General features: G+C 46.6%; 12 protein-coding genes. 4 read left to right on the forward strand and 8 right to left on the reverse strand.

The window, feature by feature from the left end; genetic code table 11:
• Positions 1-17: 17 nt before the first annotated feature.
• Both gltA and IL_RS07735 read left to right on the forward strand, forming a co-directional pair.
• Entirely contained in the window at positions 18-1,298 is a 1,281-nt protein-coding gene (gene gltA / locus IL_RS07730; RefSeq protein WP_011234751.1) for a citrate synthase, read from the forward strand.
• A 216-nt stretch (positions 1,299-1,514) separates the two neighbouring features.
• Positions 1,515-2,861: a KamA family radical SAM protein gene (locus IL_RS07735; RefSeq protein ID WP_011234752.1), complete on the forward strand. Its 1,347-nt coding sequence runs from the start codon at positions 1,515-1,517 to the stop codon at positions 2,859-2,861.
• Here the strand turns inward: IL_RS07735 and kdsB are convergent.
• The 5 genes from kdsB to IL_RS07760 are packed head-to-tail and all read right to left on the reverse strand — an operon-like array spanning position 2,858 to position 8,870.
• The gene (kdsB, locus tag IL_RS07740; RefSeq protein WP_011234753.1) at positions 2,858-3,619 is read right to left on the reverse strand and encodes a 3-deoxy-manno-octulosonate cytidylyltransferase; all 762 of its coding nucleotides are present in this window, start codon (positions 3,617-3,619) and stop codon (positions 2,858-2,860) included. The genes IL_RS07735 and kdsB overlap by 4 nt on opposite strands.
• Positions 3,616-3,813, reverse strand: coding sequence for a Trm112 family protein (locus IL_RS07745; RefSeq protein WP_011234754.1), 198 nt, complete (start codon positions 3,811-3,813; stop codon positions 3,616-3,618). Before IL_RS07745 ends, kdsB begins: the two co-directional genes overlap by 4 nt.
• Complete coding sequence (lpxK, locus tag IL_RS07750) at positions 3,800-4,789, reverse strand: tetraacyldisaccharide 4'-kinase (protein ID WP_011234755.1); 990 nt, start codon at positions 4,787-4,789, stop codon at positions 3,800-3,802. The genes IL_RS07745 and lpxK overlap by 14 nt, the downstream gene beginning before the upstream one ends.
• Complete coding sequence (gene msbA / locus IL_RS07755; RefSeq protein WP_011234756.1) at positions 4,789-6,537, reverse strand: lipid A export permease/ATP-binding protein MsbA; 1,749 nt, start codon at positions 6,535-6,537, stop codon at positions 4,789-4,791. Before msbA ends, lpxK begins: the two co-directional genes overlap by 1 nt.
• A 35-nt stretch (positions 6,538-6,572) precedes the next feature.
• Positions 6,573-8,870: a DNA internalization-related competence protein ComEC/Rec2 gene (locus tag IL_RS07760; RefSeq protein WP_011234757.1), complete on the reverse strand. Its 2,298-nt coding sequence runs from the start codon at positions 8,868-8,870 to the stop codon at positions 6,573-6,575.
• 50 nt (positions 8,871-8,920) lie between these two features.
• Here IL_RS07760 and IL_RS07765 point away from each other — a divergent pair, with 50 nt between their 5' ends.
• Positions 8,921-9,436 carry a DUF2062 domain-containing protein gene (locus IL_RS07765; RefSeq protein ID WP_011234758.1) on the forward strand — a complete coding sequence of 172 codons (516 nt, stop codon included), beginning with the start codon at positions 8,921-8,923 and terminating at the stop codon, positions 9,434-9,436.
• On the opposite strand, the gene IL_RS07770 is transcribed toward IL_RS07765, so the two are convergent.
• Genes IL_RS07770 through IL_RS07780 form a run of 3 tightly spaced genes read right to left on the reverse strand, consistent with a single transcriptional unit; the run spans position 9,433 to position 12,576 of the window.
• A complete protein-coding gene (locus IL_RS07770; protein ID WP_011234759.1) occupies positions 9,433-10,668 on the reverse strand; it encodes a lipoprotein-releasing ABC transporter permease subunit in 1,236 nt (411 codons plus the stop codon). The genes IL_RS07765 and IL_RS07770 overlap by 4 nt on opposite strands.
• Positions 10,668-11,354 carry a lipoprotein-releasing ABC transporter ATP-binding protein LolD gene (gene lolD / locus IL_RS07775; protein ID WP_011234760.1) on the reverse strand — a complete coding sequence of 229 codons (687 nt, stop codon included), beginning with the start codon at positions 11,352-11,354 and terminating at the stop codon, positions 10,668-10,670. Before lolD ends, IL_RS07770 begins: the two co-directional genes overlap by 1 nt.
• Complete coding sequence (locus IL_RS07780; protein WP_011234761.1) at positions 11,347-12,576, reverse strand: lipoprotein-releasing ABC transporter permease subunit; 1,230 nt, start codon at positions 12,574-12,576, stop codon at positions 11,347-11,349. Before IL_RS07780 ends, lolD begins: the two co-directional genes overlap by 8 nt.
• 106 nt (positions 12,577-12,682) lie before the next feature.
• Between IL_RS07780 and IL_RS07785 the strand changes: the two genes are divergently transcribed.
• Positions 12,683-13,291, forward strand: a complete 609-nt coding sequence (locus IL_RS07785; RefSeq protein ID WP_016341348.1) for a PilZ domain-containing protein — start codon at positions 12,683-12,685, stop codon at positions 13,289-13,291.
• Positions 13,292-13,329 lie beyond the last annotated feature (38 nt).

Here is a 13,329-nt window from a genome sequence, read left to right on the forward strand (position 1 = left end):
AGCGAGGAGAATTCCTTATGGCTGATCGTAAAGCCACTTTACAGATTGACGGCCAATCCATTGAATTGCCGGTACTATCACCAACGGCAGGAAAGGATGTAGTTGACGTCCGAACTCTGGGAAAACATGGTTATTTTACTTTTGACCCAGGGTTTCTGGCTACAGGCTCTTGCGAGTCGGCTATCACCTATATAGATGGTGAAAACGGCGTTTTACTGCACCGCGGTTACCCTATTGGTGAGTTAGCAACTAAAGCAGATTACTTAGAAGTTTGCTACATGTTGTTGCACGGCGAAGCTCCTACCGAAAAGCAATACCATGAATTCAAAAACACCATTACTAAACACACTATGGTGCATCAGGGAATTCACAATTTCTTTAATGGTTTCCGTCGCGATGCTCACCCTATGGCAATGTTATGTGCCGTAACGGGAGCTTTATCATCGTTCTATCATGATGATCTGGAGATTCACGATGAAAACCAACGTTTACGTAGTGCTTACCGTCTGATTGCAAAAATTCCAACAATTGCAGCAATGGCTTATAAATTCAGCATTGGTCAACCTTTCGTTTACCCACGTAACGACTTAGGTTATGCAGAAAACTTCCTGAACATGATGTTCTCGGTTCCTGCGGAAGACTACAAAATAAGCCCTGCGGTAGCTCGCGCTATGGATCGCATCTTTACTTTGCATGCTGACCACGAGCAAAACGCATCAACGTCAACAGTACGCCTTGCCGGTTCTTCTGGTGCTAACCCTTACGCATGTATCGCTGCGGGTGTTGCGTCTTTATGGGGACCAGCCCATGGTGGTGCAAACGAAGCTTGCTTGCGTATGCTGGCTGAAATTGGCTCTGTTGAAAACATTCCAAAATATATTGAGAAAGCAAAAGACAAAGACGATCCTTTCCGTCTAATGGGCTTTGGTCACCGTGTATACAAAAACACCGACCCTCGTGCAACGGTAATGCGTGAATCTTGCCACGAAGTACTGAAAGAATTGGATCGTGATGATCCATTACTTGACGTCGCAATGGAACTGGAGCGTATCGCTCTGGAAGACGACTACTTCATTGAAAAGAAACTCTTCCCTAACGTTGACTTCTACTCAGGTATCGTACTGAAAGCTATTGGTATTCCTACCAATATGTTCACCGTTATCTTTGCGCTGTCACGTACTGTCGGCTGGGTTTCTCACTGGCACGAAATGATGGGCGAAGAAAACCAGAAAATTGGTCGTCCTCGTCAGTTATATACTGGTTATACAAAACGCGAGTTTTCACCAATTAAAAAATAAATTGGTTTGAGTTAAGAAGGCGCTCGGTTGAGCGCCTTTTTTTATGCCCGCTCTTAATTAGTTTGAGTACATTGCTTTTCACACCTTACAGAACGTGCAACGAAGCCTTAAATTCTTTATACTACGTCGCATTTCGTTGGTCGCCAAAGAGAGAGCTGACAGACAAATTCATTTTCAACGTGCTTTAGCAAGTTGCAGATAATTACAGAGAGGCTTATGCAGCAAGTAGTCAATGTACAACAACCCATCATTACACCACGTAAATTCAAGGTATATCAGCATCGCCAGTTAGATAAAATTGAGGCGTTAAAGAAAGTTCCTGATGACATGCGTTTTGAAATGAAAGTCGTCGCTAATGTACTGCCATTCAGAGTTAATGAATATGTATTTAACGAACTGATTGACTGGGAAAATGTACCCAATGACCCGCTGTTTCAGCTAACTTTCCCGCAAAAAGATATGCTGGAGCCTTCTGCGTACCAGCGCATGGCAGACCTAATGTCAGGCAAGCACACCACCAATGAAGTGTTTGATTTGGCGACTCAGCTACGCGATGAAATGAACCCTCACCCTGCCGGACAAATGCAAATGAATGTGCCGCATGTTGACGGTGAGCCTTTGCCGGGCATGCAGCATAAGTACCGCGAAACGGTGCTCTTTTTCCCGGCTCAGGGGCAGTACTGCCATTCTTACTGCACTTTCTGCTTCCGTTGGGCGCAATTTGTCGGTAAAGCTACCCGCTTTAATTCAAATGACGCGGATCAATTGCACCGCTATCTGGCTCAGCACAAAGAAGTTACTGACTTGCTGGTGACCGGCGGCGACCCTATGGTTATGCGCACGCGCAAGCTGGCCCATTACTTAGAGGGTTTACTGCAACCTGAGTTCGAGCACATTAAAACCATACGCATTGGCACTAAATCATTAACCTTCTGGCCATATCGCTTTATCACCGACCCCGACGCGGACGATTTACTGCGTTTATTAGAGCGCTTAGTTGATGGTGGCAAGCATGTGTCGATAATGGCGCATTTAAACCACCCGAATGAATTACGCACTGAAGTATGTCAGGAGGCCATTCGTCGCCTGCGCGCTACAGGTGTTCAAATCCGCTGTCAGGCTCCTTTACTCAAGCACATTAATGACGACCCGGATGTCTGGGCTTCTATGTGGGAGAAGCAGGTACAACTCGGATTAATCCCTTATTATATGTTTGTCGAGCGGGATACCGGAGCAAAACGTTACTTTGAAGTACCGCTGGAGCGTACCTGGGAAATTTTCCAGAAAGCGTACCAGCAGGTTTCAGGTATAGCTCGTACCGTGCGAGGCCCCTCGATGAGTGCCGGCCCGGGGAAAGTAGAAGTTCAGGGTGTTACTGAAATTGCTGGTGAGAAAGTCTTTGCCTTACGCTTTATCCAGGGGCGCAATCCGGACTGGGTACAACGTCCCTTCTTCGCTAAATATGATCCGGATGCCACCTGGCTGCATCACTTAAAACCAGCTTTTGGTGAGGAAAAATTCTTTTTCGAAGATGAGTATTCAAAAATGTCGGCGATGGATTAACCATCGCCTGCCAGTTTTCGTGCCCGCTGCAGGTCCTCTTCAGTATCAATGCCTGTAGCCGGTGCGAGAATGGCTTCAGCGACATGAATACGTTCTCCGTGCCAAAGCACCCGCAATTGTTCTAACGACTCAAGCTGTTCAATAGGGCTTGGCTCCCATTCAATATAACGTCTGACAAAACCCGCCCGATAAGCATAAATACCAATGTGACGATGATAATGCTCAGTAACGACATTTGTCGCCCGGTCGGCAGAAAAGTGCTCTCTGTCCCAGGGAATTGCGGCACGGCTAAAGTACAGCGCATAACCCGCAGCATCGGTAACCACTTTTACTGTATTCGGGTTAAAAATATCTTCAGCGTCAGTAATGGGCACGGCCAGCGTCGCCATAGGTGCCTGCCGTTGATTCGCTAAGTTATCGGCAACCTGTCGAATAATTTCAGGCGGAATAAAGGGCTCATCACCCTGAACATTAACCACCACCTCGTTTTCTGCCAGAGCTAATTGTTCGATAACTTCAGCCAAACGTTCCGTACCCGAGGAGTGCTCACTTGAGGTCATCATTACGCGACCACCAAACTTATCAACGCCCTCTTTAATCCGCATATCATCGGTAGCAACTATGACTTCGGCAGCGCCACTAGCCTCAGCTCGCTCAACCACATGCTGAATCATCGGCTTTCCGGCAATATCGGCTAAAGGTTTGCCCGGCAAGCGGCTGGAACCGTAGCGAGCTGGAATGACAACGGTAAAACTCATGAAGGAACCTTTTCTAACTCTTCTGATGATAACTCGCGAGCCTTATCCGCTATAAGCACGGGAATATTCTCGTCTATTGGATATGCGAGGCGTTCTCCGCGGCATACTAACTCGTCTTTATCGGCGTAATAGGTCAGTTTCCCTTTACACTTTGGACACGCCAATATTGCTAATGTCGTTTTATCGATGGCCATTTTTCTTCCTTTCCAGCTCTGCCAATAAGTTAGTTTTCATCACTTCGGGCAGCTTCGCTTCAATTGTTTGGTAATACCAGTCAGCTTGCGCAAAAGACTGGCATTTACCAGCATCTTTTTCTGTCATTAATATAGGGTTACTAGCCAGGTTAGAAAAGTCCTGTTGACTAAAAGCGTGATGATCCGCAAAGCTCTGACTGTTCTCCAGTTCAATACCCTGCTCAATTAGCGAGTTAAAAAATCGCTGCGGATAACCAATACCAGCCACGGCATTAAATTTGCTCTCGGTTTTTAACGCAACTTGCTCGTTATTATCAACCCGGTACCAGTTGCCAGGCTCGACATCCACAACATGTCGGGCGAATGCATGACGACCATAGTTAGAAATAACCCAGTCCGCACCTTTGAGACGCCATGGGCCTTCCCGTAATGGGCCCGCAGGCAAAAGCCATCCATTTCCGGTGCCTCGCTCAGCGTCTATCATAATTAATTCAATATCGCGTTTGAGTGCATAATGCTGTAACCCGTCATCACAGATAATAACGTCTACTTTGGGGTGTTGTTCCGCCATAAGCTTTGCAGCCTGAGCTCGTTTGGGCGCAATAACAACCGGGCAGCCAGTGCGACGACGCATGAGCAAAGGTTCATCACCGGCTTTTTCCGGAGAGTCGCTCTCTAAAACCTCGTAGGGAAAAGGCCCTTTTGCACCGTAACCACGACTGATAATGCCCGGATTCCAGCCCTCATCTTTGAGCCATTGACTTAAGGCCACAACCATAGGTGTTTTGCCAGTGCCGCCCACGCTAATGTTTCCCACTACTATGACCGGAACATCAGCTTTATAGCGTGGCATTAACCCCAAAGCATAAAAACTGCGACGCAAATTTGTTACCAGCCAAAACACCAGCGACAGTGGTGTCAGCAAAAACAGTAAAGGGTGCAGCCTGGCTTTATACCACTGCTTTTGAAGCCACATTAGGCGCTCCCGCTAAACTGCAAGTTATGCAGCTGAAAATATGCGCCTTCCTGATCAAGCAATTGCTGGTGTGTACCGCGCTCAATAATCTCACCGTTGTCCATAACTAAAATTTCATCAGCATTTTCAATGGTTGATAAACGGTGTGCAATGACAATAGCTGTACGGTTTTTACGTAAGGTTCCCAGGGCATCCTGAATATGACGCTCGGACTCAGTATCCAACGCCGATGTCGCTTCATCCAGTATCAGAATAGGCGCGTCTTGTAATAGCGCACGGGCTATGGCTATACGCTGACGCTGACCACCGGATAACATCACCCCATTCTCGCCCACCATAGTATCCAGGCCTTTCGGCATGCTGTCGGTGAATTCAGTAACGTATGCTTGTTCAGCGGCTTTAATAATATTTTCACGTGATACATCTTTTGAAGCGCCGTAAGCAATGTTGTTTGCTATGGTGTCGTTAAACAAGGTTACATGCTGAGACACCAGCGCAAACTGACGCCTTAGGCATTTCAGTTTATAATCGTTAATATTGTGGCCATCAAGCAAAATGCTGCCCTGCTCTACATCGTAGAACCGCGTAAGCAAGTTCGATATTGTCGACTTACCACTACCTGAACGGCCCACCAGCGCCACAGTTTTGCCCTGATCAACTTTAAAATTAATGTGCTCTAACGCAGGTTCATCATCTTTTTGATAAGAAAAGGTCACATCATCAAAAACAATATCACCTGCTGCACGATCAACCACTCGCGAACCTTTATCAACTTCAATCGGCTCGTCCAGAATTGCAAACACGCTGGTTGCCGCCGCAATACCGCGCTGGAAATCACTGTTTACGTTAGTCAGCTGCTTTAACGGGCGCAGCAACATGATCATAGCGGTAAGTAACGTAGTAAAAGCACCGGCCGAAAGCTCACCCAGCATTTCTGGAAAACTGGCAATAACCAGAACCATAGAAAGGCTTAACGAAGCTATAAACTGAATAACTGAAGTGCTAATAGCCCGGGTATTCACCAGCTTCATATTCTGGTTACGAGTAATATTATTTATTTCCGAAAAACGTGTCGACTCACCTTTTTGCCCCTGATGCATGATCACAACCTTATGGCCGTTGATCATCTGCTCTGCAGTTGTGGTTACATTACCCATAGCGGTCTGAATACGACTACTTACTTTGCGGAAACGACGTGAAACAACCCCGACAACTTTTGCAACCAAGGGGCCTATCACCAAAAATACCAATGATAATTGCCAGCTTTGATAAAACATCAAACCCAATAAACCGGCGACGAACGCGCCTTCTTTCACCAAGACCAAAACGGCCCGGCTACTCGCTTCCGCCACCTGCTGAGTGTCATAAGTTATTTTTGAAATCAAGTCACCGGTTGAATGCTGGTCATGGAAACCCACCGGCAGTTTCATCATATGGTCAAAAAGCTGCTGCCGCATTTTAGTAACGACTTTAAAACCCACCCAATGCAGGAAATAGCTGGAAGCAACATTCAAAGAACCACGAAGGATGAAAATAAAAGGAACAAAGAGGGCACCGTAAAGCAATATATTAGAGTCTTGCTCTGTTAACCCATCATCTATTAACGTTTCAATTTGGGATAAGAACAATGTATCAATGGCAGAGTAACCAATCATACACAGGATAGCAGCGATAAAAGCTGCCTTATAAGGTTTGATATAACCTAATAAGCGTTTAAAGGTCGTCTTCTTTTTAAGCTGAGAATCCATGTAGTCTCAAATAAGTCATTAACACTTTTGCTATTCTACCTGTTTTCAAAGGGTAACTCCAAACTCCATGTGTTGCCGTCACTAACAATAGTCAGTTGCCCGCTGTCCCTAGTTCCAAACCAAGGATTTTGAGTACGGGAGAGCCTTTCCAGTGTATAGCGGTGAGGAAAGTCATAGCCACTATGCTTACCGTAGCTGATAAGATAGACGTCAGCATTAACCGCCTGTAACAGAGGCCAGCTGGTCGATGTTTTGCTGCCATGGTGTGGAATTAACAGAACATTAGAGTTAGCTTCTGACTGTTTATGTAAAGACTTCAACAATAATTGCTCTGCCGTCATTTCAATGTCACCGGGCAAAAACATACTGAAGTTTTTATAACTGATGCGTAGTACACATGAACGATTATTTTTACTTAACCGATTTGTATTCTGATACGCAGGCGTTGGCCACAAAACCTTCCATTGCATGCTATTCCATTCACCTGTATCACCGGCGCGACAAGGTTTATCACTGGCATCCCCGCGCCACTCTAGCTGAGGATACCTTTGCTTAAGAAAATCTCTGCCGCCGTTATGATCTCTGTCGCCATGGCTGATAAAAACCAGCTCAGGGCGCAAACCATGGTAATTAAGAAAAGGTTCAATAACAGATTCTGCAACACTGAAACCGGAGTTAAACTCAATACCGGTATCAATTAGCATGGCTTTACCGTCTTTCTCTAGCACCACAGCCTGACTTTGGCCCACGTCCAGAACATGAAGACGCAGTTTCCCGTCCCGTTGATTAAAAAATAAAAAAGCAGCAACAGGCAAACACAGTAATAGACCTAACCGATGCCAGCCGCGGCTTACCGGCAACAACAAAGCCGCAGCAAGTGCGAACAAAGCAGCAAACCGCGCTGCACGGGTTATTGGCCATTGGTTCAGTTCCAGCCAATTAGCCGGGTGCCCCGCTACAGCTTCCAATAGTGGGTTCAAATAGCTAACGGGAAATTCAGCCAATTGCCAAAAAAGGACAGCGAAACCAGAATCAAACAACACCAAAACCGTTCCTATTAAAGCCAGCGGCAATAACCAAAAACTGATAACAGGTAACACCAACAAATTGACGACGGGAGCAAAAAGCGAAAAACCACCAAATAATAAAAATGATAAAGGAGACATCACCACCAACAGCAGCCACTGAATTGACCAGAGGCTTTTTACCGCGGAGAAACGACCACGACTTTTGCTCCATCGCCAACTGGCAAGAAAAAGTGCGGCAACGGCAGTAATAGATAACCAAAAACCGGGATCCTGCCAGGCAAAAACATCAACCACTAATACTGCTGCCACCACTCGCAACAATAAACTTAGCGGATTTAATTTGAGATTTAACACAATATGCAGAAGAACCACCAGAAACATGGTTAACGCTCTGACAGTCGATATTGAGAAATCTGCCAGGCCGGCATAACCAGTTACCGCCATTGCCGCGAAGGCTAGCGACCACAGTCGGATGTTTAGCCGCTCTCTGGTTTGTAAGCTGATGGGAAAACAGTAAAAACAAAAACGAAAGAACAAGACAGCGGCTCCGGCGACCATCCCCAAATGTAAACCGGAAATGGCCAGGCTATGAGCTAACCCCGTTTTTTGCCAAATTTCACGAGTGGCGGAGGTCAACAAGCTGCGTTCGCCAATCGTTAATGCAGCCAATATACCCGGTTCAGATAAGTCAGCTTGTTCTATGCCATTGAAAATTTTTTGTCTAAAACTTATTGAACGGGTCAATTTTTCGCCGCCTTTAACTGTTCCTAAGGCATAAATATTATTGCGCAGTAAGTATTGCCGGTATCGAAAACTCCCCTGGTTGCGATAGTCAGTTGCCTGTTTCAACTTCACTTCCAGTTGCCAACGCTCACCAGCTTTCGGCACCTGTTTATGCTGGCTGTTATACCAGTTCAGTTGAACCCGGGGTTGCTGCCAGAATGGTAAAATTTTACCAGACAGAACTTCTACCCGGCCTGTCATACGTATATGAAAAGGGTAACGACGCGATATTTCATCTACAACAAGCGTTAGCTGAGTTTCCCGGTCAATCAACCGGTCAGGTACAGCGCGTAAATTTTGCCAATAAAGGTTGGCATTAGCCCATAAAATACCGCAAAATAACACCATCATTAGTAGTACGATGGTTCGCTGTTTTACTTCCCTCTGTCTAAAATACAAAAAAGCATAAGCTATCGCCAAAAGTAGTAGAGCGATAGTTGAAACAATTAGCCAAAATTTAATGTCAGAGTGTAACGAGGCGGACAATATTCCGCCGATAAAGACCAGTAACCAACGATCCATCGTTGCTCCTTCCCTGGGGCAGTAACCGGATAGGTAATAAACGTCATATTATGGCCAGACGCTTCATTAAACGCTTAATGCCTGATCATCAAAAAGTGCGCGAATCCAAAGCGATTCGCTTATTCGGCAGCCTTCTGCACGACGCAAACTTATGGCACTTAAACCGACGGTCAGCTTCAGGCGCATTTGCAGTCGGTCTATTCTGCGCTTTTATACCGGTTCCTTTTCAAATGTTATTAGCGGCAGCGTCGGCAATTCCTTTTCGCGTTAACCTGCCACTTTCGGTTGGGCTTGTCTGGGTTTCAAACCCTATTACTATGCCGCCAATGTTCTATCTGTGCTATTTAGTCGGCAATGCCCTGCTGGCAGAGCCACCACAACCCTTTGCTTTTGAACTTAGCTGGGAGTGGTTAATGCACAGCATTTCGACCATCGGTCCAGCATTACTGCTTGGATGTTTGATTCTTGGCACGTTATCCAGCTTTATTGGTTATATCGGTATTCGCTTACTTTGGCGCCAGTCTGTGGTCAAAGCCTGGCGCCGTCGCAACCCTGAAGGCAATTAAGTACTTTCGTGCAAGGCTCTGGCGGGTTCCACTTTGACCGCCCGCCAGGCTGGATAAATAGTGGCGAGCAAACTCATTAGCAATGCCACACTGGCCACTAGAATAACGTCACCCCAAGCCCATTCGGAAGGCACCTCACCAACAAAGTAGATATCGTTGGAAAGCACTTTAAAGTGAAACCAGGATTCAAGTGTCAGCATAATATCGGGTAAAAACTGAGCCAGAAGTATTCCACAGGCACAACCAATAACCACCCCATAAAGACCATTCATTAACCCCTGTAACACAAAGGATTGCAGTAAGGACTTGTCTTTCATACCCAGGGTTTTCAACATGGCAATTTGGCTGCGCTTTTTCGCTACCGTCATAATGAGTGTTGAAACAATATTAAAACAGGCTACAGCCATAACCAGAATCAAAACCAGATACACTACCCAGCGCACCAACTCAATATCGCGATATAAATGACCGTGACTTCGGGTCCAGTCATCCAGATAGACCAATTCTGGCAACTGGTTACCTATTTCCCGGGCAACCGCAGGAGCCGAAAAAACATCCTTTAACCGCAAGCGTACCGAGCTGACATCACTGGCAAAACTCAACTCATTCTTAGCCGTTTGCAGAGAGACGTAGGCATTTTGATAGTCAATTTGTCCGCCAAATTTAAACAACCCAGTGACTTCCAGTCGCACCCGTTCCGGCGAGCGGAAACCTCGCTCAGACTTTTCCGGGGTAAGTAAGGAAACAGAATCGCCAACAGCTAAATTCAGCTTATCGGCTAGCCCCGCCCCTAACAGCAAACCACCTTCCTGCTGCCAGCGTTGCCAGTCTTCGCTGCTTACATAATCAGATAAGGCCGATACGTTTTGTTCCTGCTCTGCAGATACTCCCCGAACCTGAATACCATGAAAAGTTGACTGGGTTTGCACCATGACGGTGGAATTAATTCCCGGAGCCGCCGCTATAACTTCCGGATGCTGCCGGGCAATTTCCGCAACCTCCTGCCAGTCTTCCAGTGCGCCCTCGACGGCACTGTACTCGACCTGCGGAACAACCGCCAGTAACCGCTCCTGCAGCACCTGATTAAACCCGTTCATCATCGACAAAGCCGCAATTAAAACCGCGCAACCAAGCGCTATACCAATAGTGGATGAGGCCGATATAAACGACAAAAAGCCCTGTTTCGCAGTACCTTTACGAAAGCGTCGGGCTATTAACCAGGCAAGCTGCATTAGCCTTGCTCCTTATGCAAAATTCCATTTTTTAAAACTTCTACGCGCTGCAGTTGCTCAGCCAGCTGTAAGTCATGAGTGACCACAATAAAAGCCGTGCCCATTTCCTGGTTCAGCTCCAGCATTAACTGATAAATACTCTCAGCCGCTTCACCATCGAGGTTACCGGTTGGCTCATCAGCCAGCACAACCTGTGGTTTATTCACAAAAGCCCTGGCTATTGCAACCCGTTGACGTTCACCGCCGGAGAGCTGTGCCGGACGATGCGACAACCGATGCTCTAATCCCACGCGTACTAAAAGCTGCTCAGCCTGCTGTTTAGCTTCCGTCGGACTTTTACCAGCTATCATTTGCGGCATTGCAACGTTTTCCAACGCTGAAAATTCCGGCAATAAATGATGAAACTGATACACAAAGCCAAGGTTCTGGTTACGCCACTGCGCCAACTTGTCGGCTTTCCAGGGCGTCATTTCCTGATCTTTATAAAATAATTGACCCGATGAGGGTTTATCCAGTCCACCCAACAAATGCAGCAAAGTGCTTTTACCCGAGCCTGACGCTCCGACTACGGCAACCATTTCTCCGGCTTGCAGCGCAAAATCAATGTCTTTTAAAACGGTAACCTGGTCGCCCCCGTCCTGATAGGATTTACTCAATTCTTTGCAACGCAACAGCGCGTCAGTCATAGCGTAATGCCTCCGAGGGTTGAACATGTGCGGCTTGTGATGCGGGATATAGCGTTGCCACCAAAGTTAAGGTAATTGCGGCAACCACGGTAATAATAACCTGAGACACGTTAATAATAATTGGCAAACCTTCATCTGATCCGGCAAAGATCTGTGCACCGAATAAAGCCAGAATATCATTCAGATACCAGCTCAATATCAGCCCCAGAATAACGCCAATTAATGATCCCAGAACGCCGTTATAAAGCCCCTGCAATAAAAATACCGTGCGTATACGCCCGTTAGATAAACCCAACGTTTGTAATATGGCGATATCGTGGCGTTTGTCGTTTATCACCATAATAAGAGCCGATAAAGTATTAAACGCAGCAACAGCAATGATTAGCGCCAGCATTAACCACATCATGCGTTTTTCCATGCCAACTGCTTCAAATAACTGGCCATAATTTTGTCGCCAGTCGCTGGTCGTTAATTGCGTTTTATTGCGCAGACTTTCTGCCACTTGGGGGGCTTTAAAAGCGTCATCTAAAAACAACTGCAGCCCACTCACTTTTCCTTCAGGTAAGCGAATTAAACGAGCTAAGTCACTACCGTGGGCAAAAACAACCGATTCATCCACCTCTGAGCCCATAGAAAAGAACCCGGTAACGACAAAGCGGCGCTGCGACGGCACTAGTCCAAAAGGTGTATAAACACCGCCCTGCGCGGCAATAATTCGAATGTTATCGCCAACGGTTATTCCTTGTTTTTGCGCCAGTCGCTGACCTATTATCAAGTGATAACTGCCCGGGGTTAGACTGAGCCAGTCACCAACCACCATTTTATCTTCGAGTGAAAGAGGTACCTCGCCCGCATCCGGGTAAATGCCCTGTATATTGGCTACCGACATCTTTTCTGAAAACTGCAATATGCCCTGCGTTTGCACATACGGCATTGACCCTTTAATAGCCTCTAGTTCGGGCAGTTGCTCCTGGGTTTTACGCCAGTTTGTCAGTTCCGTAGTGCTGTCAGCGTCGGTTAGGGTTACCTGAGGGACTGCGCCCAAAATCCGTTCTTTCAATTGGCCTTCAAAACCGTTCATAACCGACATGACAACCACCAGAGCCATAACCCCAAGGGCAATACCGGCAAAGGCAAAGCGGTTGATAAAGGCGGTAAACGCAGACCCCTGCCTTGCCCGACTATAGCGCAGGCCAATAAACAGCACGACCGGCTGAAACATATACCCTCAATTATTTGATGGTTGCTAATTCATAACGAGCAAGGATAATGAGTTGTATTGAGCCTGACAACTAAAAGCCGACACAATGACGCAATCGCAGACATCAATGACATCACCAATCGGAGATTTCTTCACCGTAAGAGATCGTTTCCCGGTCAATTTAATTGCGCTGGATTCGGCTGACAGTATCCCTGACGAAGACGCGTTTATTGCTGAAATCCCGGAACTGTTCACTATTGCGTCCAGCATGGCTGAAAGTGACCAGCAGCAACTGCAAAGTATTAAAGTTGAACAGTCATCAGGCAGCGCTCTGGTCGCCTTTCTAGAACAGCAACACAAACGCATGAACATATTGTTGGGCTACATGCTCCGCAACGAGGATGATCCGGCTCACCGCTTTGAAGGCGTTGAATACGGCGGCGGTGGTATTCGCATAATAAATGAGTCGCCACTAACCGAAGGTCAGACATTTCAGGCAAAACTATTTTTTAAAGAAGAAGCTCTGGCAATTTACTGTTATCTGACAGCTGAAAACTCAGAACCAGAAGACGAGGGTGAGACTTATCGTTGCACTCTCAGCTTTGCTCAAATTCGCGAGGAAGATCAGGAGCTATTGATTCGGGCCAGTCTTCATGCCCAGAGTCGCCAGCTTAAAGAGCGTTCCAAACAACGCCGCGAAGAAAAACAAAACGACAACCTGTCATCCAAATCCTGATTGATTTCGGTATAATACCGACGTTTTTCCAAACCAGT

This window comes from Idiomarina loihiensis L2TR (genome assembly GCF_000008465.1).
Taxonomy (GTDB): domain Bacteria; phylum Pseudomonadota; class Gammaproteobacteria; order Enterobacterales; family Alteromonadaceae; genus Idiomarina; species Idiomarina loihiensis.

Coding starts and splice junctions, on each gene's coding strand:
- gltA (WP_011234751.1), top strand. CDS start 18: ATGGCTGATCGTAAAGCCACTTTACAGATTGACGGCCAATCCATTGAA.
- IL_RS07735 (WP_011234752.1), top strand. CDS start 1,515: ATGCAGCAAGTAGTCAATGTACAACAACCCATCATTACACCACGTAAA.
- kdsB (WP_011234753.1), bottom strand. CDS start 3,619: ATGAGTTTTACCGTTGTCATTCCAGCTCGCTACGGTTCCAGCCGCTTG.
- IL_RS07745 (WP_011234754.1), bottom strand. CDS start 3,813: ATGGCCATCGATAAAACGACATTAGCAATATTGGCGTGTCCAAAGTGT.
- lpxK (WP_011234755.1), bottom strand. CDS start 4,789: ATGTGGCTTCAAAAGCAGTGGTATAAAGCCAGGCTGCACCCTTTACTG.
- msbA (WP_011234756.1), bottom strand. CDS start 6,537: ATGGATTCTCAGCTTAAAAAGAAGACGACCTTTAAACGCTTATTAGGT.
- IL_RS07760 (WP_011234757.1), bottom strand. CDS start 8,870: ATGGATCGTTGGTTACTGGTCTTTATCGGCGGAATATTGTCCGCCTCG.
- IL_RS07765 (WP_011234758.1), top strand. CDS start 8,921: ATGGCCAGACGCTTCATTAAACGCTTAATGCCTGATCATCAAAAAGTG.
- IL_RS07770 (WP_011234759.1), bottom strand. CDS start 10,668: ATGCAGCTTGCCTGGTTAATAGCCCGACGCTTTCGTAAAGGTACTGCG.
- lolD (WP_011234760.1), bottom strand. CDS start 11,354: ATGACTGACGCGCTGTTGCGTTGCAAAGAATTGAGTAAATCCTATCAG.
- IL_RS07780 (WP_011234761.1), bottom strand. CDS start 12,576: ATGTTTCAGCCGGTCGTGCTGTTTATTGGCCTGCGCTATAGTCGGGCA.
- IL_RS07785 (WP_016341348.1), top strand. CDS start 12,683: ATGACATCACCAATCGGAGATTTCTTCACCGTAAGAGATCGTTTCCCG.